This is a genomic window from Paenibacillus rhizophilus, from assembly GCF_003854965.1.
In the GTDB taxonomy this organism is placed as follows: Bacteria; Bacillota; Bacilli; order Paenibacillales; family Paenibacillaceae; genus Paenibacillus_AQ; species Paenibacillus_AQ rhizophilus.
On the sequence record NZ_RQPI01000017.1, the window covers coordinates 43,111 to 60,597 of the forward strand.

Genomic DNA, 17,487 nt, shown 5'->3' on the forward strand with positions numbered 1-17,487 from the left:
TTCCGGAATTATTCCCCCGGTTTTTCTTCAAGCGTAAGCGTAATTTCTTTCTCTATCCCGTTCCGGTAAAAGGTTATGGCGAGCGGGTCGCCGATCCGGGTCTCATTGTACAAATACTTGCGCAGGCTCAGCGTAGAATCAATCGTTTGGCCATTGAATTTCGTAATGACATCATTCAGCTTGAGCCCAGCTTCCTTGGCCGGCCCGACGACATCAAGAACGACGACGCCTTCCTTGACGCTGCTCGGCAATTTGAGCGCCTTGCGTTGGTCTTCGGCAAGCGGAACATACGGGTTGTTCAGATCCATCGAGTATACCCCCAGGTAGGAGCGGGCGATTTTCCCTTTCAGGACCAGTTCCTCCGCAATCTTGATGACATGGTTGGCCGGAATGGCAAACCCAAGGCCTTCCACGCCGGTATCGGAAATCTTCATCGTATTGATGCCGATCACCCGGCCGTTCAGGTCGACGAGCGCTCCGCCGCTGTTGCCTTCGTTGATGGCTGCATCGGTCTGGATAACCTCCTGCTCCCAGTCATAAACGCCGTCCTGGTTAAGGGATACCGGAATCGTGCGGTTCGCATAGCTGACAATGCCCGAGGTAAGCGTATCGCCAAGGCCGAGCGGATTGCCGATCGCAATCACCGTCTCCCCAAGCTGAAGCTTCGAGGAATCTCCCAGTTTGGCGACAGTGTTGATCCCCCCGGCATCAATGGAGAGGACGGCAAGATCGCTGACTTTATCCGCGCCGACAAGCTCGGCTTTGCGGGTTTCGCCGTCCACGGTGACAATCTCAAGCTTGCCCGCACCGGAGATGACATGGTTGTTGGTTATAATAAACGCCTTGTCGTCCGTTTTCTTATAAATTACGCCCGATCCGAGCGCCGACTCATCCAGCGTATCTTTTGTATTCTCTTCTTTATGATTGATTATGCTGACAACCGCCGGACGGACGGTAGCCGCTGCCTTGATAATCCGGTCGTAAGGGTCCCCGCTGCTTGGCGTGACATTCTGAATGAAAGCGGGCTGGGCTCCTTTTTCATGGGACAACTGACCCGTAACAAGACTGAACAGCAGAACCGCGACTACCGCGCTGAACAGGGAGCAGATCGCGGAGACTTGCATCGTTGACAGCCTCAGCCGTCTGCTGCGGGCCGACCAGCGGCGGGGCATAGACCGCTGCTTCGAGACTTTTCGTTCTCTCCGTCTGGATACTTTGGTGGAATAGAAATCATCATCAAACAGTCCCAACTTGTCATCCTCTCCCCTCTTTAACTCGCGCCTGAAGCGTGGGGCAGCCTGCCCTGCAGCCGTCTCGTTCTCATTTTATAGACTGCGCCTTGCGCAAAAAGGTTTCAGCTATACTCATTCAATGTAAAAAGGCCATCTTGCTGCATTAAAGAAGCGCCCAATCTCTTAAGTGCGGAATACTTTAAAGCCTGTCAGACTATAATACTAGTAATACTGACGATAGGCAGCGTGCAAACGGACTGCTATGTCTCTCTATTGTATCATAGCGCCGAGAGGCAGCGCCGTGTTCATCAAAATAAAAAAACGACAAATAGTGGCAGGAGGCATGACTATGGATTCTTTTTCTTCAAACATGGATTTGGTGCAGTTCATCGGCAAGCTGGGCGATTTGAAGGACGATCACTATCATATGACGCTGACTCTTAGCGCAGCCGTAGAACTACTGATTGAAAAAGGATTGATCACGCGCCAGGAGCTGGAGCGCAAAATGTCGGAGCTTGACCATCTTATGATTCGCTCACCGTATCCCATGGCGTAGGCTGGTCGTAATACGTGTCGCAGAGCCGAAACTCGCTGTCTTTGTAGAAGCAGCCTCTGTCTTCCATCGCCCCGCGTACCGACATTCTCGCAAGCTCGATCATATTATGATCGCGGCTTAGATGGGCCAGGTAGGTCCGCTTGGTGCGTCCTGTCAAAATCTCGCTCAGAGCCGCGCCCGCCGCGTCGTTGGACAAATGGCCCATGTCGCCGAGTATCCGCCGTTTCGTATTCCACGGGTAGCGTCCCATCCGCAGCATCTCAATATCATGGTTCGCCTCCAGCACGAGTACGTCGGCGTCCGAGATCGCCGCTTTGACCTTATCGCTGACATAGCCGAGGTCCGTCGCTACGCTTAGTTTCTCTTTGCCTTCATAAAAGTTATAGCCGACCGGCTCGGCGGCGTCGTGGGAAATGGCGAAGGATTCCACCCGCATATCTCCAAAATCCTTAAATTGTCCGGTCTCCAGAACGAGCCGGTTATGCTCCTCGATGTTCCCTATCCCTTTCTCAATTGCGCTCCATGTGCTGCTGTTGGCGTAGATCGGCAGGCCATACTTGCGCGCGACCGCCCCAAGACCCTTGATATGGTCGGAATGCTCATGCGTCACGAGTATCCCTTCAATCTCCTCGCCCTTCAGTTCACGCATGGTCAGCAGTTCCTCGATCCGCCGCGCGCTTAGACCGGCATCGATCATCAGTGTCGTCCCGCCCCCCCGCACAATTGTGGCATTGCCGGTTGAACCGCTGGACAGCACCGTAAATGAAATCCCCATAGCTCCTGCTCCTTTTTTCTTAATCCATTCATTACTCAGATGTCTTGGGACTGATAATATCGGCGCTGATGCCGTTGACGTAATAGGATTTGCCGTCCTCGAGCATGAACCGCCACATCGGCGCCGCCACCTGGCTCTCGGAATTGAACAATTCCCCGTAATAGCCGAGTTCAATTTCCTTGACCGCTGCGCCCTGCGGGAAAAACTTCTCGATCAGACTGCCCAGCGCCTTCGAAGCCGGAAGCACCTTCTGCGCTTCGCCCTTTCCGCCTTCCCCGATATCGATTTGCGGCCGGCGGTAGGCAACGATTTTCTGATTGTCGTAGACCAGCTCCAGTCTTACGCTGAACAGCGGCCATTTGCCGTCGACCAGCGGATGCAGCACGAACCTGCCGACCTCGCTCTCCAAGGGATCAAACCGGTAGCTGCCGATATCGGGAATTTGAGGCTTCAACTGTCCGCTCAGTTCAGTGAAGGAGAAAATCAGTTTGCTGTCTACCGGCCGGTCCAGTTTGACCGTTCTTCCTTCACCGATCGAATAACGGTACGTTAAGTCGGGAAGCTGTGGCACAGCCGCCGGAATGGGGCACAGAATGCGAATATCCTTCTGTTCCATAATCTGCTGGGTCGTATCGGAGAGAGAGGTAAAGTCAAGATTGGCGCTGACCTGCTCCCGCAGGTCGATCCACAGCTGGTAGCACAGCAGCAGATTCAGCAGCAGAAACGAATAGATCAGCACATTTTTCGCTCTTCCCCAGTCCATGCCTTTCCTCCCCTTCTCCTTGATAATTAATTCAGCGTAAGCGAACTGCCGTCTCTGAAAACGGCCTTCCAGACGGGAATCAGCTCCAGCTTGTTCCCCTTGACCACCGGCATATAGACAGGGTACAAGTCGCGGATCGGCGAAGATTTGCCAACCTCGGCCAGCCGCTTTCGCAGGGTATCCCCGCCGGAAAGCTCCACAATCTTTTTCGAACCCATATCATCCTTGCTGTACATTAAGGACCGTTCATAGGCCGTTACCGTTCCCTGCTGCAGCTGCAAATGGATGAGTCCGTAATGCAGCTGCGGCTGATCCAGAACAGGATAAGAGCCGTAGGGATAAGAGCCGTAGTACTGCTGGAAGGAAACGAGCCGGTCCTGATCGCTTTCCGCCGCCGCCTCCAGCCTGTAAGTTCCGTTCCATCCTCCATGCTGATTGACGAAGTCGACCGCCTCCAGCACATCTTTGGCATCGGTGCTCTCGCCTGCCGGAAGTGCCGTAGGGTCGCTGTAGCTCATCCAGTTCCGTTCCTGATCTACCTGCAGGCTGCGCTTGCTGTCCGTATAAATTTCGGAGCCGTCCTTTTCCCGGATATAACGGGTGCTGCCGGCATCGAAGAACAGACTGCTCTGCATCTGCTCTACCGTATACAGCCCGGAAGGCATCTCGGATGCCACCAGGGACAAGCTGCTCTCCGGAACGTAATACTCGCCGGTTAACGTTGAGTAAGGCGTCCACGACTTTCCGAAATCGACATGCTGCTGAACGTCCTGCACGGTAAGATCGGCTTTGGCCGCTTCATAGACGATATCTCCCCTTGTGCTGAAGAAAACGGCATGGGCTTTCGAATCATTCTTTGCGCTGTATATCCAGATCCGGTCGATGCTTTCCCCCGCGAACAGGGAATCCGGAGACAGCTGCATCACCCGCTGCAGCAGCGCTACGGGAATGCCCGAACCGAACGACAGCTCGATTCCGGGGTTCTCGCTGCGGATCTTGGTCCAGTCGAAATCCTGGACGGAACGGCGCTGAAAGCTCTCGAAGCTCCGCCCCTTCAGCCGGTTCAGAATCAGGTTATAGAAAGTCGAGCTTGGGTAAAACAGCGTGTGCTTGTTGTTTCCCAGATGAATAATCATTTTGTCAGGAAATAGCAAATTTTCGACTTTTTCCTCTGGCCCCATGTTGTCCGTCTTTACATATAGATTCTCGGAAAAGACCGCCGAATCGCTCCCCGGCAGACGGTAGATCAAATAGTAACTCTCCACCAGGCTGCTCAGGACGAGCAGCGCCAGAATCCATGACTTGATTCTTTCCTTCACGCCCGGTCCCTCCTTTGCTTCTCCAGAGGCAGCGTAAAGGTGACCTTAGAGCCTTTGTTCAGTTCGGATTGCAGGGATATGGCGCCCCCGTGCGCTTTTACAATTTCCCGGGCAATGGAGAGTCCGAGGCCGGTTCCGCCCATATTCCGCGAACGCGCCTTGTCCACCCTGTAAAAGCGCTCGAAAATACGCTCAATATCCTTCTTGGGAATGCCGATTCCGGTGTCGCGGACGGAAATCTCCAGCATCCCTTCGGAATTGCAGCCCGCCTCCAGTCCGATGCTCCCGCCCTCCGGCGTATATTTCAGGGCATTGGATACCAGATTGCCCAGCACCTGGTCGATCTGATCTCTGTCGAGCCAGGCCGTAGAGACGCCCCGGCGGATGACGGTGCTGATGGAAATCCGCTTCTGCCGGATTTGGAAGGAGAAGCGGTCGGCCACATCCTCCAGCATCTCGGAAATATCGGTCTCCTGATAGCGCAGCTGCGCTTCCCTGGAATCAAGGCGGGACAGATGCAGCAGATCGGTGACGAGGCGGATCATCCGCTCCGTCTCGCTGCGGATCACGCCGACAAAGCGTCCGGCCAGCTGCGGATCTTCCAGCGCGCCGTCATCGAGCGCTTCCGCATAGCTCTTGATGGTCGTCAGCGGCGTGCGCAGCTCATGCGACACATTAGCCACAAATTCGCGGCGGGACGCTTCCAGGTTCTCCTGCTCGGTGACATCCTGCAGCACCGCGATCGTTCCGGCGATTCCGCCCTCGCGGCGGTGAATCGGCGTGAATGTCACCCGCACGATGTTGGGCTCTTCCCCTTCGAAAGATTTAAGCCGCAGCATCGTGGACTGCGCGGTGCCGCCGGACAAAGCGAGCGTCTGATCGCCTTCGAGGCCAAGCAGCCCGTCCAGCGCAAGGCTCCGGGGGAGCGATTCATCCGCTCCCAGCATCAAAGATGCCCGGCGGTTCATCAGAATGACGCGGCCGGTTTCATCCGTCGCCACCACGCCGTCGCTCATATTGGTCAGAATGGAGGCGAGCTTCTCTTTCTCTTCCTCGTTCTGGGCAAGCGCATCCCGCAGCCTTCCGGTCATATAGTTGAACGCCTTGCTCAGCTGCCCGATTTCATCATTGCCGAATATCGGCATTTTCCGGTCGAAGCTTCCTTCGGCGACTTCCTTGGCATGCCGGGTCATCTCTTTGATCGGCTGCGTGATGGTATGGGCGAGGATAACGCCGAGCACGGCCGTCAATGTGAGCGCCAGCAGGAGGCCGGAGATAAACACGCTGTTGATCCGGCTCATCGTCGCGTACAGATCCTTCATGTCGGCGGCGATGTAAATGGCGCCAACCACCTTGCCGCCCGACCATACCGGCTTGGCCACGACCTTTTTCCGCACATTGTCATCGCCGATAATGTACTCCTCGTTGTCGCTGATGCCCTGCAGCGCGCGGCTGACTACCGTCTGCGTATTGCGCTGCCCGACATAGTCGCTCTGAGACGGCACCGAGGTCGTGATGATTTTGCCGCTCGCATCAAGCACTTGGATTTCCGCGCCGCTGATATACAGATTGTTGACCATGCCGCGCAGGCCGTCCACCGAAGACTGCTCATCCGCTCCGCCGGCTCCGCTGCTGAATTTGTCGGCCGTAAGAATCGACAGCATTTCCGCCCGGGCCTTCAGATCCTTCGTGAAGTTGTCGGTCAGCGAATTCTTCATCGAGCTTACAAAATACACGCCGATCAGCTGCATCGCAATCAGAATCAGCAGTACATAAATAATAATCAGCTTCGCCTGAATTGTCCGGAAAAAGGACATGACCTTCATCACAATCCTCCGTTTTTGGGACTGTGCATCAAATATCCGAGCCCGCGCCGCGTAAAGATATACTCCGGCTTGCTCGGGTTCTCCTCGATCTTCTCTCTCAGCCGCCGAATCGTCACATCGACGGTCCGTACGTCTCCGAAATATTCAAATCCCCATACCGCCTGGAGCAAATGCTCCCTGGTCATGACCTTGCCGGCGTTGCGGACCATATAATAGAGCAGTTCGTATTCGCGGTGCGTCAGATCCAGAGGTTCCCCGCCCTTATAGACGGTGTACATGTCGGTATCTATAAACAGATCGAAATGGTGGACGCCCTGCTTTCCTTCGTCCGGCCCGCTCTGCGTCTCCGCGGGAGTCGGCTTGTGCTGTCGGCGCATTTGCGCCTTGACCCGGGCAAGCAGCTCGCGCGTGCTGAACGGCTTGGTTACATAATCGTCCGCCCCAAGCTCAAGGCCGAGAACCTTGTCGATTTCCCCGTCCTTTGCGGTCAGCATGATGATTGGAAGATCCAGATGGGCAGACCGCACCTCGCGGCAGACATCCATGCCGTCCTTGCCGGGCAGCATGAGATCCAGCAGCATGAGATCGGGCCGTTTGGACAAGGCCAGATCCACGGCGCTTATACCGTCAAAAGCGCAAATGACCTCATACCCTTCTTTTTCCAAATTAAACTTTAATATATCGGCAATAGGCTGCTCATCGTCGACTACCAAAATCGTTCCCATTCCCATAATCCACCGTTTCACCCTTCTATCTTTCTGGTAAGTTTCCTATTCATTTTACCATACCTGTCCGCACGTCACATCCTACGAAGTACGCAGGCCGGCCTTTTAGAGCGCAAACCGGCGCTTACTCCTTATAATAACGAAGCCGTCCGGGAAACTCCCGGGCGGCCTCTATTCACGATAAACTATTGCAGGTATTTCAACGGATTCATGGCCGTGCCGCTCTTGCGGATTTCAAAATGCAAATGCGTACCCGTGGAGCGGCCGGTATTGCCCATGATGCCGATCCTTTCGCCCTGCTCCAGCTTCTGGCCGACCGATACGGAAATTTTGCTCAAGTGGCCGTAATACGTTTCATATCCGTTGCCATGGTTGATGATGACGACATTGCCGTAGCCGTGTTGTACTCCGGCAAAGCTTACCGTCCCGGCATCGGCGGCCTTGATCGTCCGGTTGCCGGATACGAGATCCACCCCTTTATGGCTCCGGCCCCAGCGTTCGCCGAAGGTGCTGGAAATGACCGCGCCGATAACCGGCCAGGCGAATGATCCGGAGGCTTCGTGCGCTATCTTGGTGCCGCGGTATACGACTTCAGGCAGCGAAGCCTTGACAACCGTCTGGCCCAGCCATTCCTCTTTGACGACCTCGCCGTTCTCCTTGGTCAGCCGGTACTGCATTACCTTGAGCCCGGTCTGGCCGGGACGAACCACCTTCGTCTTACCTTTAGGCAGCAGCTCGCTCGTGCGCACAATCACTTCGGGTTCCGTCACAATTTGCTCCTCCGCCTTCTCCGTCGTTACAACAGTAATCGGCGGCTGTGGAACCGTCAGTTTAAGCTCATCCCCGATCTGCAGCGTCAGTTCCTTCACTTCCGGGTTGTTCTGGAAGATTTCCTTCTGCGAAATTCCATAACGGCCGGCAATGCTCGAAACCGTGTCTCCTTCTTGAACCGAGTAAACCAGCGGCGCGTCCACGCCTACGGTAAGCGCCTTGACCGCCTCCTGCACGTCCATCACCTTGTTCGGGTCGGCCTTTATCGGCATGACGGATAACTGTTCGCGTATATCCGCAGACTCTACCTTATCTTCGGGGGAAGCCGAAGCCGATGACGCGGCCGTTTTTTTCAGCTGCGGCGCACCGGAGGCTTCCTTCTTCCCTGATATGTAGTAGGCTTTGACTCCCTGAAGCACGGCGCTGGCCGTTTCCTGGTCTTTAACGATACCGACGGCTTTGCCGTCCACGACCAGTTGAACGCCCACCGCATAGGCCTTAAGCAAGCCGTCCAGCTTATCTATCGTTCCCTCGTTGTCGATGACCGGCTTATAGTTGCGGGCCGCCTGCGTTGTGATGCCATCCGTCTGCAGGACCATAACCTCGTCCGGATATTTCTTCTGATACTCTTGCTGCTTTTCCTCAAACAAAGCCTTGAGCCGATCCTTGCCGGAAAGCGTTCCGATTTCCTTGCCGTGCAGCAGAACGCGGTAGTAGGCCTCCGTATTCGCTTCCACATAGTGCTTGTGCGCCCCAATGAACGAGACGGTCAGCAGCGCAATGCCAGCGGTTGCCGCAAGGCAGGTTAGGCGCAGACGCCGCAGTGAATCTTTCGGTACCGGAACGTTAACCATGCCCTCCCCGGCATCGTCATTCCGCCCTGACCCAGGCATGGAAGCTTGCCCTTCGTGCTTCTTCAGCCCGTTTATAAACTTCAATCCTTTCACGAAACTCTCCCTTTCAGCCTCTCCCTTATACTGCGCTATGCAGCCGGAACTATGGTAGACCGCTTAATCTATATTTTGCCGAAAATGTATCCTGTGTTAAATGAAATTGCTATTAAAATGATATGGCAAAAGGTTACAAAAAATTAACCAAATTCGGTCCCTGTTTACTTTACCATAGCCTGCGGAAAAATTTCAACTTCACCAAGAAGAAACAGTCTTCCCTATTTCCACGCAAAAACGCCGTCCACCCGCGCCCCTTCAGGCGTTTCGGAACAGCGTTTTTCCTGAAATATGCAAAGGTTGCAATCTGCGTGCCGGACAAGGAGTATAATTCTCTATTGTCCGCCCGTGCCGGAAGTCAGGATCTTCATCAGCTTATTATATTCCTCCTGGGTTACGTATTTGGAAATAATCGACTGAATCTCTGTCACCTCCTGTTCCGTTAGCCCGCCCTCCATGGCGGCGGAAATCTTCTGCATCTCATCCTGAGGAACCTTGTTCATTAGAATGTTAAAAATATTAACTTTTTCCTCAGACGGCAAATTGTCCTTCAAATCCTTCATCGCTTCCGGAGTCATGACCAATTGCTGGTCCTGCGCGCCGTTCTGCTCCTCCGTAGTCGCCTCGCCCATGACGGGAAGCGCGTTGTCCGGCGCCTTCTCTTCCACGGAGCTTCCGCCGCCGCTATCCGCTGTCGCTGCCGGAACCGTCTCATTTGTGCCGCCTGTCCCGGAAGGCTTGTTCGCATCTGGATTTCCAGCCGCAGTGCTGTCAACCTGTGCCGCCGGTTCCTTAGAGGGCGCCCTGCCGCTTGTACCCATAAGGCTGCTCAGCATTCCGCCGAACCCCGGAGCCGGCATATCCACCTTGAGGCCGAGCCCGGACATTACCGACTGAACATACGCATTTACGATAACGCCCGTCGTCAGTATGGACAGACTGCTGGCCAGTACTACGATCAGACATACGCCCAGCGCGCGTTTAACCCATTTCATTCCCATCTCTCCCTTGCATGAGTGCATTCCGCCTTCCCGCTTGTATCCAAATCCAAACGTTTGTCTGCTATCTTTCAAGTATTGACCGTTATCTGCTTCGGGAAACGTTAGGTACGCTCATTCATGCGGAAGTTAAGGAGTTGCGCTGAGGCAAATGGGCGACCATGTGCGAAATCTGCACACGCACAAAAACCGCAGGAAGCCGTTGAAGGCTCTCTGCGGTTCTTAAAATCAGCATTTCGCAAAATGCTCTAAATACGTATAATCGCGGGGTCTTGCCGCTTATTATTCGTAAATCGGCAGAACTTGGTTCGTCTGGTCGCGGTTGCGTCCGACTGAGAAGATCGCAATCGGAATACCGGTCAGCTCGGACACGCGCTCAACATACTTGCGTGTGTTCTCCGGCAGGTCGTCCAGCGTCTTGGCCGAGGTGATATCCTCGCTCCAGCCTGGAAGCTCTTCGTAGACCGCTTCGCATTCGGCCAGCATTTTCAGGCTTGCGGGATAATGAGTAATTACCTCCCCGCGGTATTTATAGCCGGTGCAAATCTTAACCGTCTTCAGGCCGCTAAGTACGTCCAGCGAGTTCAGGGACAGTCCGGTCAGGCCGCTGACACGGCGGGCATGGCGGACAACGACGCTGTCGAACCAGCCGACACGGCGCGGACGTCCGGTAACGGTGCCGTATTCATGGCCGGTCTCGCGGATTAAATCGCCGATTTCGTCGTTCAGCTCTGTCGGGAAAGGACCATCGCCGACGCGTGTCGTATACGATTTGGCCACTCCGATGACCTGTTTGATCTTGGAAGGTCCTACGCCTGAGCCAATGCAGACGCCGCCTGCGGACGGGTTGGACGACGTTACGAACGGATACGTTCCTTGGTCGATGTCGAGCATCACGCCCTGGGCGCCTTCAAACAGCACCTTGCTATCGGCGTCGATGGCGTCGTTCAGTACGACCGACGTATCGGTTACATAGCGTCGCAGAACTTCTGCATACTCCAGATACTGCTGCAGTGTCTCTTCCACATCAAGCGGCTCACCGCTATACACCTGAGTGATGACCTGGTTCTTCTCATTCATCAGGTGCCGCAGCTTCAGTTCGAACTCCTCGGCATCCATCAAATCAGCAATCCGGATACCGTTTCTGGCCGCCTTGTCCATATAAGCGGGACCGATGCCTTTGCGGGTCGTGCCGATTTTGTTCGGGCCCTTGCGGTCTTCCTCAAGTCCATCCAACACCATATGATAGGGCATAATGACATGGGCGCGGTCGCTGATGACCAGATTTTCCGTGTCGAACCCGTTTTCGTGAATATAATTGATTTCTTCAATCAGGGCGGCTGGATTGATTACCATGCCGTTGCCGATGACACAGGTCTTGTCTTTATAGAAGACGCCCGACGGGATCAGGCTGAGCTTGAATTTCTTGCCGTCAATCAGAATCGTGTGGCCGGCATTGTTGCCCCCTTGATAGCGGGCGACCACATCCGCGCTCTCTGCCAGAAAGTCCGTGATCTTGCCTTTGCCTTCGTCTCCCCATTGTGTTCCCACAACGACTACCGTGGACATGTTCATTCCTCCGTAGGTGCTGCCATAAGCACCATTATTTTTCTTATAGGGCTCTGTACTTTACCGCTATGTACGCAGCCCTGACGGACGCTTTAGACGGTTTAATCCGCTAAAGCACAATTATCAGTGTAACAGCCGTCTTTTTTAAAGTCAAACAAAAACGAACGATTGCACCAAGAAATGTACAATCGTTCGGAAATTGTCATGATTATCCTTAACCTGCAAATGGTTCGGAGTGAGCGCGCTCGTAGTTGACGAACTTGTTGAAATTTTTCAAAAATACAAGCTCCACCGTGCCGACAGGACCGTTACGCTGTTTGGCGATAATAATTTCGATAATGTTCTTCTTCTCGGTTTCCTGATTATAGTAATCATCCCGGTACAAGAATGCGACGATATCGGCATCCTGCTCGATCGAACCCGATTCCCGGAGGTCCGACATCATCGGCCGCTTATCCTGGCGCTGCTCGACGCCCCGGCTGAGCTGGGATAGGGCGATTACCGGCACGTCAAGCTCCCGCGCGATTTGCTTCAGCGTCCGGGAAATATCCGAGACCTCCTGCTGGCGGTTCTCACCGCCCTTGCCGCGGCCCTGGATGAGCTGGAGGTAGTCGATCACGATCATGCCCAGCCCTTTTTCTTTCTTCAGCCTCCGGCATTTGGCGCGAATATCGGCCACGGTTATGCCCGGCGTGTCGTCGATATAGATTTCCGATTCCGAAAGCGACGCAATCCCCATCGTCAGCTTAGACCAGTCATCGTCGCTCTTGAAATCGCCGGTACGCATAATGTTCGCATCCAGATTCGCTTCGGCGCAGATCATCCGCTGCACAAGCTGGGCGGCCGACATTTCCAGACTGAAGATGGCTACCGTCTCCTTCGCGCGCACCGCCACGTTCTGGGCGATGTTCAGCGCAAAGGCCGTCTTGCCCACGGAAGGGCGGGCGGCCACAATAATAAGGTCATTGCGCTGAAAACCGTTCGTCATATGGTCGAGATCGGCAAAGCCGGAAGGAATACCGGACGTGCCCCCCTTGTTCTGGTGGAGCATCTCCACCCGGTCGAACACTTCCATCAGCACGTCGCGGATGGCGATGAACCCGCTGCCGCTTCTCCGGTTGGAGATTTCGAGAATGCGGCGTTCGGCGTCGCTCAGCATATCCGCAACATCCTCGCCGCCGGTGTAGCCTTCGCTTACGATTTGCGTCGCGGTCCGGATAAGCCTGCGCAGCATGGCCTTCTCTTCGATAATCTGCGCATAATAATCGACATTGGCCGCCGTAGGCACCGCATGCGCAAGCTTGGCCAAATAGCTGACCCCGCCGATGTCTTCAAGCTCTCCCTTGTCCTGAAGCTTGGCCGTCAGGGTAACCAAATCAATCGGCTGGTTCTCTTCTCCGAGCTGTATCATCGCCTCAAAGATCATTTGATGCGGCTTGTCGTAAAAGTCTTCGGTATTCACCCGCTCCATGGCCGAAATCAGCGCTTCGTCCTGCAGCAGGATTGCGCCGATTACCGCCTGTTCCGCTTCCAGATTCTGCGGGGGAACCCGATCGAAAAAGAGATCTCCGCCCATACTACTCCTCCGTTACCTGAACCTTCAGCACGGCCTTGACTTCCGTATGCAATTTCACCTGAACCTGCAGCGTGCCCAGATGGCGGATCGGCTCATCCATCTCGATTTTACGCTTGTCGATGGTTATGCCGCTTTGCTTCACCAGCGCTTCGGCGATCTGCTTGCTCGTAATCGCGCCGAACAACCGGCCGCCCTCTCCCGCTTTCGCTTTCATCGAAAGCGTAAGCTCGCTCAGCTTCTCTCCAAGCTGCTGCGCTTCTTCTTTCTCCTGCTCCTTGCGGCGCTGCTCGGCAGCAGCCTGATTCTCAATTGTTTTCATATTTCCTTCGGTAGCCGGACGGGCCATGCCCCGCGGCAGCAGGAAGTTGGTAGCGTAGCCTTCCGACACCTCTTTGATTTGACCCTTCTTGCCTTGACCTTTAACGTCTTTAATGAATATGACCTTCATTCGAACAGACCCTCTTTCGCTTCAATTTCCGCCAGCACCTCGAGCAGTCTGGCCTCTGCTTCCTTGCTTGTTCCTTCCAGTTGTACGGCCGCGTTGGTCAAATGCCCTCCGCCGCCCAGCTTCTCCATGACGACCTGCACGTTCATCCTTCCGAGCGAGCGGGCACTGATGCCAATCAGCCCGTCTGGGCGCTCGCTGATCACAAAGGAGGCGAGCACATTCGTCATTCCCAGCAGCGTGTCCGCCGTCTGGGCGATCAGGAGCTGCGGAATTTTCATGCCCGGCGCCGTCACCACCAGGGCGATATGGTCATACACCATCCGGGCATGCTTGATAATTTCCGCTTTCGAGATGTACTCCTGCAAATCTTCTTTCAGCATCCGCTGAATCAAAATGGTATCGGCGCCGAGCCGCCGCAAGAAGCCCGCCGCCTCAAATGTACGCGATCCCGTATGGAGGGCAAAATGCTTCGTATCCACCGTAATGCCGGCAAGCAGCATCGTCGCCTCCAGCGTACTGAGCTTGACCTTCTCATGAATATACTGCAGCAGCTCCGTCACCAACTCACAGGTGGAGGACGCATACGGCTCCAGATAGACGAGCACGGCTTCGTTGATAAATTCCTCGCCCCGCCGGTGATGGTCTACGACGACAATCCGGCTGGCATATTGAACAAGCCGCGGCTCCATCGTCATCGAAGCCTTGTGCGTGTCGACTACGATCAGCAGCGTATGCTCGGTCATCACCTGCAGCGCCTGTTCGGTCGTGATGAAAGAGCTGTACAGCTCTTCATCTCTGCGAAGCTGCTCCAGCATGCGCGTGATGGACGGATTTGGCCCTTCGAGCACGATGTCGGCCTCCACGTTATACATCTGCGCTGCACGGAGCAGGCCGATGGAGGCTCCCACGGCGTCGATATCGGGATTGCGGTGTCCCATAATGATGACACGGTCGCTCTCCTGAATCAGATCGCGGAGGGCATGCGCGATTACGCGCGCGCGCACGCGGGTGCGCTTCTCCGCTGCGTTGCTCTTTCCGCCGTAGAACGAAAGTCGCTGACCCGCCTTGACCGCAGCCTGATCGCCGCCTCTTCCGAGCGCCATATCAAGACTCGACTGGGCCAGCGCCCCGAGCTCGCTCGCCGACTCCGCCCCGAAGGCCAGACCGATGCTCAGCGTCATCGGCACCTTCAAATCGGCCGTCATCTCCCGTACTTCGTCCAAAATGACGAAGCGGCTCTCTTCAAGCGCCTGCAGGCTGCGGTAATTCAGCAGCATCATATAGCGCTCCGAAGAAAGGCGGCGAAGATAAACCTCAAACTGCTTGCCCCATTCGGTAATTTCGCTCGTTACCTTAGCGATCAGCGACGTCCGCTGCTGATCGTCCATTCCCTGCGCAGCTTCATCAAGGTTATCCATCAGCAGAATGCCAAGAGCCAGCTTTTCTTCCTCGTACCGCTGCCGCAGATCGATCAGCTCGGTTATTTCATATAAGTACAGCAGCCGCTCGCTTGGAATAACAACCGCCTGGAAGTAGCGCTCGTCAACGCTGATTTCCATGCGCACTTCCTTCTGAATTCCTTCCTTGCCTGTTTCCCGTTTGACTGGAGGCCCGCCGGCAGCGGCCGGCACGAGGTCCGGCAGCAGTTCCGGCAGCGGCTCGCCCAACAGCGATTTACGCGAAAAAATTTCCCCCGCATAGCGGTTGTTCCACTCCACCGAGCGATCCTCGCCGTAAAGAATAATGCCCAGCGGCAGCGTTCCGATGGCCTCCCCCTCTACCCGCTTAATGCGGAATGAGAGACCATTGATGTATTCCACAAGATTCCGCCGAAACGAAAGCTCGGCTTTCAGCATGGTGAAGCACAGCGTCCCGGCCAGAAACAGGCTGACAATACCCAGCACCCAGTTATATATACTGACGACAATAATTAGGACCAGCAGCAGCAAGAACGCCCAGACGGTGTGATAGCCGTGCCAGCGTCTTTGCAAAAATTTTGGCATGAGCTCTCACCCTATCGTTTCGATTTGGTGACCATTTCGCGCAGCGGCGCCACCAGGTCGATAATCCCGATAATCCACAGCGGCGGCAGCATAATGGCCAATACCGCAAGTATAACCGGAATGATCCTGTTCCAATTCCGCTCATGAGCGATAAAGAAGAAGAACCCGATCGTCTGGATTATAAAACATATCCGCAGCAGCGGCACTAAATTGGCCGTAATCATTAATAGGAGGCTGTTATCCGACTTTAAAAAGAACAGCTGAATCACGGCAGCGATCAAATAGTACCAAATAAACGATTTCGGCATTCTCCAATCGCGGGCAGGTTTAAGCTTCGGCACGGCGTATCCCATGCTGTTCAGAATAGGCCGGACGATGGAGTGTGTAATCACTGTAATCAAGAAAGAAGACACAATCAGCGCCATAGGAATCACCTGAATGAATGCGCGGCTGTTGTTGCCGACATCCTCAGAGCTTCCCCCCAGCAGATTCCCCATACCGAATTCCTGCATTGGGGACAGGGCCATCGTACGCATCTCGTTCAATACATCATATACATAATTGTACAGATCGAACTGGAAGAGCGTTTTGCCCAAAAGGAGAAGCAGCAGAAACTCCCCGAGAAGAGTAATGGTGCCGGCAACAATCACCGAAGAAGCGGGAGCCTTTTTCTTGTACCATCGTCCCATTACCAGCGCGGGAACAAGCAAGTAGGCGGCTATCAATATATATAGCGGACTAATCAGCCCCAGTATCAGCCATACGGGCACAATCGATAGTATAAACTGCCTTGTATTCAGCGTGGTGAACAGCAGGACGGCCGGAATAATCATAAACAGTGTCGTGATAATTAGAAAAGGAGTTGACAGGGATAGCAGCAGGAGAAGATAAACAACACTCCAGGCCGCGGATGTCCAGCGATATTTCAACAATGTTCACCTCTTACGCATATGTTCTTCTAACGCAGATATATCCTGATACCAATCTTCCAGCTGATGGCCTTCCTGACGGTGCTTTCTCAGCTTCTCCAGCAGCGCCTCATCCAGATCGCGGTACGATATGCCAAGCCTGCGCCCCAGAATATAAGAACTCATAATCAAGCTGGCTAGGCTGTCGCTAACCCTCCCGGTACTCCCTTCCCACAGCGCTTTAAACAATCGGGAAACCTGATCGATGACTTCGGTCTTCAGCCACTCGATGACCTTGGCCCGCTTGGCTACATCTAAATCCTTCGGCATGTTGGACACGTCTATCTACCTCCGGGAAAAAGCTTTATTCTCCATTATAGCATAAATGACTTTCCGCAACACGGCACCCTCCGGCCCGGACCCGATCACAGGATGAAGGGCATTCGAATAAGAAACGGCTGCGCCATTCTGATCGAGGGCTTTTACAGGTGCGTTAAACTCTTATCCCTTAAAAAAAGCCCGCATCCCCTTTGTCGGAAATACAGGCTGCATCCCTGCGGAGCTCCTTGCCGGAAATTGTTCCCGCTTACAAGGATTCCTGCGATTTTCGGGATACGAACTTTTCACAGTACTCGATAATTTGGCTGCGGCGGACGATGCCGATGAACCGGTTCATATCGTCCACAACCGGCACAAAATTTTGTACTTTGACCAGATTAATCAAATCTTCCATATCTGCATCGATGGATACCGGCTTATTGTTCATCCGCAGCGGAACATCCTTCAGCAAAAATTTCGAAGCATTTTCGAATGTGACCTTTCCCGCCGATTCTTTCATATACCAGAGCAGGTCACCTTCCGTCACGGTACCGGCGTATTCGCCATGCTTGTTCAGGATCGGAACGGCCGTGTACCGGTGGTACTCCATTCGCTCAAGCGTCTGACGCAAGGTCGAATCCAGCGTAACGCAAGTCACCTCCTGCTTCGGAAGCAGGAAAAACGCAATATTCATCTTCTAGGTCCTCCTCAAAAGTCCCCAAGGAATAACGGCTCTCCCCCTGTTTTCTACCC

At 54.4% G+C, this 17,487-nt stretch carries 16 protein-coding genes; 1 reads left to right on the forward strand and 15 read right to left on the reverse strand.

Annotated elements, in window-relative coordinates:
* Positions 1-8 precede the first annotated feature (8 nt).
* Entirely contained in the window at positions 9-1,250 is a 1,242-nt protein-coding gene (locus EH198_RS20930) for a S1C family serine protease (protein ID WP_124697474.1), read from the reverse strand.
* Positions 1,251-1,581: 331 nt separating this feature from the next.
* Between EH198_RS20930 and EH198_RS20935 the strand changes: the two genes are divergently transcribed.
* Positions 1,582-1,788: a hypothetical protein gene (locus EH198_RS20935; RefSeq protein ID WP_124697475.1), complete on the forward strand. Its 207-nt coding sequence runs from the start codon at positions 1,582-1,584 to the stop codon at positions 1,786-1,788.
* Here the strand turns inward: EH198_RS20935 and EH198_RS20940 are convergent.
* The 14 genes from EH198_RS20940 to EH198_RS21005 form a co-directional block, all read right to left on the reverse strand.
* Positions 1,757-2,563 carry an MBL fold metallo-hydrolase gene (locus tag EH198_RS20940; protein ID WP_124697476.1) on the reverse strand — a complete coding sequence of 269 codons (807 nt, stop codon included), beginning with the start codon at positions 2,561-2,563 and terminating at the stop codon, positions 1,757-1,759. The genes EH198_RS20935 and EH198_RS20940 overlap by 32 nt on opposite strands.
* 31 nt (positions 2,564-2,594) lie before the next feature.
* Entirely contained in the window at positions 2,595-3,326 is a 732-nt protein-coding gene (gene yycI, locus EH198_RS20945) for a two-component system regulatory protein YycI (protein WP_124697477.1), read from the reverse strand.
* 26 nt (positions 3,327-3,352) lie between these two features.
* Complete coding sequence (locus tag EH198_RS20950) at positions 3,353-4,645, reverse strand: YycH family regulatory protein (RefSeq protein WP_124697478.1); 1,293 nt, start codon at positions 4,643-4,645, stop codon at positions 3,353-3,355.
* A complete protein-coding gene (walK, locus tag EH198_RS20955; RefSeq protein ID WP_124697479.1) occupies positions 4,642-6,471 on the reverse strand; it encodes a cell wall metabolism sensor histidine kinase WalK in 1,830 nt (609 codons plus the stop codon). The genes EH198_RS20950 and walK overlap by 4 nt, the downstream gene beginning before the upstream one ends.
* Positions 6,471-7,202 carry a response regulator YycF gene (gene yycF, locus EH198_RS20960; protein ID WP_124697519.1) on the reverse strand — a complete coding sequence of 244 codons (732 nt, stop codon included), beginning with the start codon at positions 7,200-7,202 and terminating at the stop codon, positions 6,471-6,473. Before yycF ends, walK begins: the two co-directional genes overlap by 1 nt.
* Before the next feature lie 179 nt (positions 7,203-7,381).
* Positions 7,382-8,914 (reverse strand): peptidoglycan DD-metalloendopeptidase family protein, encoded by a 1,533-nt coding sequence (locus EH198_RS25385; RefSeq protein ID WP_281278027.1) that lies wholly within the window; start codon positions 8,912-8,914, stop codon positions 7,382-7,384.
* A 335-nt stretch (positions 8,915-9,249) separates the two neighbouring features.
* Positions 9,250-9,909, reverse strand: a complete 660-nt coding sequence (locus EH198_RS20970; protein WP_124697480.1) for a hypothetical protein — start codon at positions 9,907-9,909, stop codon at positions 9,250-9,252.
* A 285-nt stretch (positions 9,910-10,194) separates the two neighbouring features.
* Positions 10,195-11,481, reverse strand: coding sequence for an adenylosuccinate synthase (locus tag EH198_RS20975; protein WP_124697481.1), 1,287 nt, complete (start codon positions 11,479-11,481; stop codon positions 10,195-10,197).
* A 214-nt stretch (positions 11,482-11,695) separates the two neighbouring features.
* On the reverse strand, positions 11,696-13,057 hold the full coding sequence (gene dnaB / locus EH198_RS20980) for a replicative DNA helicase (RefSeq protein ID WP_124697482.1): 1,362 nt from the start codon (positions 13,055-13,057) through the stop codon (positions 11,696-11,698).
* Between the two features lies 1 nt (position 13,058).
* Entirely contained in the window at positions 13,059-13,505 is a 447-nt protein-coding gene (rplI, locus tag EH198_RS20985; RefSeq protein WP_124697483.1) for a 50S ribosomal protein L9, read from the reverse strand.
* On the reverse strand, positions 13,502-15,508 hold the full coding sequence (locus EH198_RS20990) for a DHH family phosphoesterase (protein ID WP_124697484.1): 2,007 nt from the start codon (positions 15,506-15,508) through the stop codon (positions 13,502-13,504). The genes rplI and EH198_RS20990 overlap by 4 nt, the downstream gene beginning before the upstream one ends.
* 11 nt (positions 15,509-15,519) lie before the next feature.
* Positions 15,520-16,437: a DUF2232 domain-containing protein gene (locus tag EH198_RS20995; protein WP_124697485.1), complete on the reverse strand. Its 918-nt coding sequence runs from the start codon at positions 16,435-16,437 to the stop codon at positions 15,520-15,522.
* 6 nt (positions 16,438-16,443) lie between these two features.
* Entirely contained in the window at positions 16,444-16,746 is a 303-nt protein-coding gene (locus EH198_RS21000) for a MazG-like family protein (RefSeq protein ID WP_179038079.1), read from the reverse strand.
* A 256-nt stretch (positions 16,747-17,002) separates the two neighbouring features.
* On the reverse strand, positions 17,003-17,428 hold the full coding sequence (locus EH198_RS21005) for a CBS domain-containing protein (RefSeq protein ID WP_124697487.1): 426 nt from the start codon (positions 17,426-17,428) through the stop codon (positions 17,003-17,005).
* Between the last annotated feature and the right edge of the window lie 59 nt (positions 17,429-17,487).

Excerpts from the sequence above, each read along its gene's own strand:
- EH198_RS20935 (WP_124697475.1), top strand. The coding sequence starts at position 1,582 with ATGGATTCTTTTTCTTCAAACATGGATTTGGTGCAGTTCATCGGCAAG.
- EH198_RS20940 (WP_124697476.1), bottom strand. The coding sequence starts at position 2,563 with ATGGGGATTTCATTTACGGTGCTGTCCAGCGGTTCAACCGGCAATGCC.
- yycI (WP_124697477.1), bottom strand. The coding sequence starts at position 3,326 with ATGGACTGGGGAAGAGCGAAAAATGTGCTGATCTATTCGTTTCTGCTG.
- walK (WP_124697479.1), bottom strand. The coding sequence starts at position 6,471 with ATGAAGGTCATGTCCTTTTTCCGGACAATTCAGGCGAAGCTGATTATT.
- yycF (WP_124697519.1), bottom strand. The coding sequence starts at position 7,202 with ATGGGAATGGGAACGATTTTGGTAGTCGACGATGAGCAGCCTATTGCC.
- EH198_RS20970 (WP_124697480.1), bottom strand. The coding sequence starts at position 9,909 with ATGAAATGGGTTAAACGCGCGCTGGGCGTATGTCTGATCGTAGTACTG.
- EH198_RS20975 (WP_124697481.1), bottom strand. The coding sequence starts at position 11,481 with ATGTCCACGGTAGTCGTTGTGGGAACACAATGGGGAGACGAAGGCAAA.
- dnaB (WP_124697482.1), bottom strand. The coding sequence starts at position 13,057 with ATGGGCGGAGATCTCTTTTTCGATCGGGTTCCCCCGCAGAATCTGGAA.
- rplI (WP_124697483.1), bottom strand. The coding sequence starts at position 13,505 with ATGAAGGTCATATTCATTAAAGACGTTAAAGGTCAAGGCAAGAAGGGT.
- EH198_RS20990 (WP_124697484.1), bottom strand. The coding sequence starts at position 15,508 with ATGCCAAAATTTTTGCAAAGACGCTGGCACGGCTATCACACCGTCTGG.
- EH198_RS21000 (WP_179038079.1), bottom strand. The coding sequence starts at position 16,746 with ATGCCGAAGGATTTAGATGTAGCCAAGCGGGCCAAGGTCATCGAGTGG.
- EH198_RS21005 (WP_124697487.1), bottom strand. The coding sequence starts at position 17,428 with ATGAATATTGCGTTTTTCCTGCTTCCGAAGCAGGAGGTGACTTGCGTT.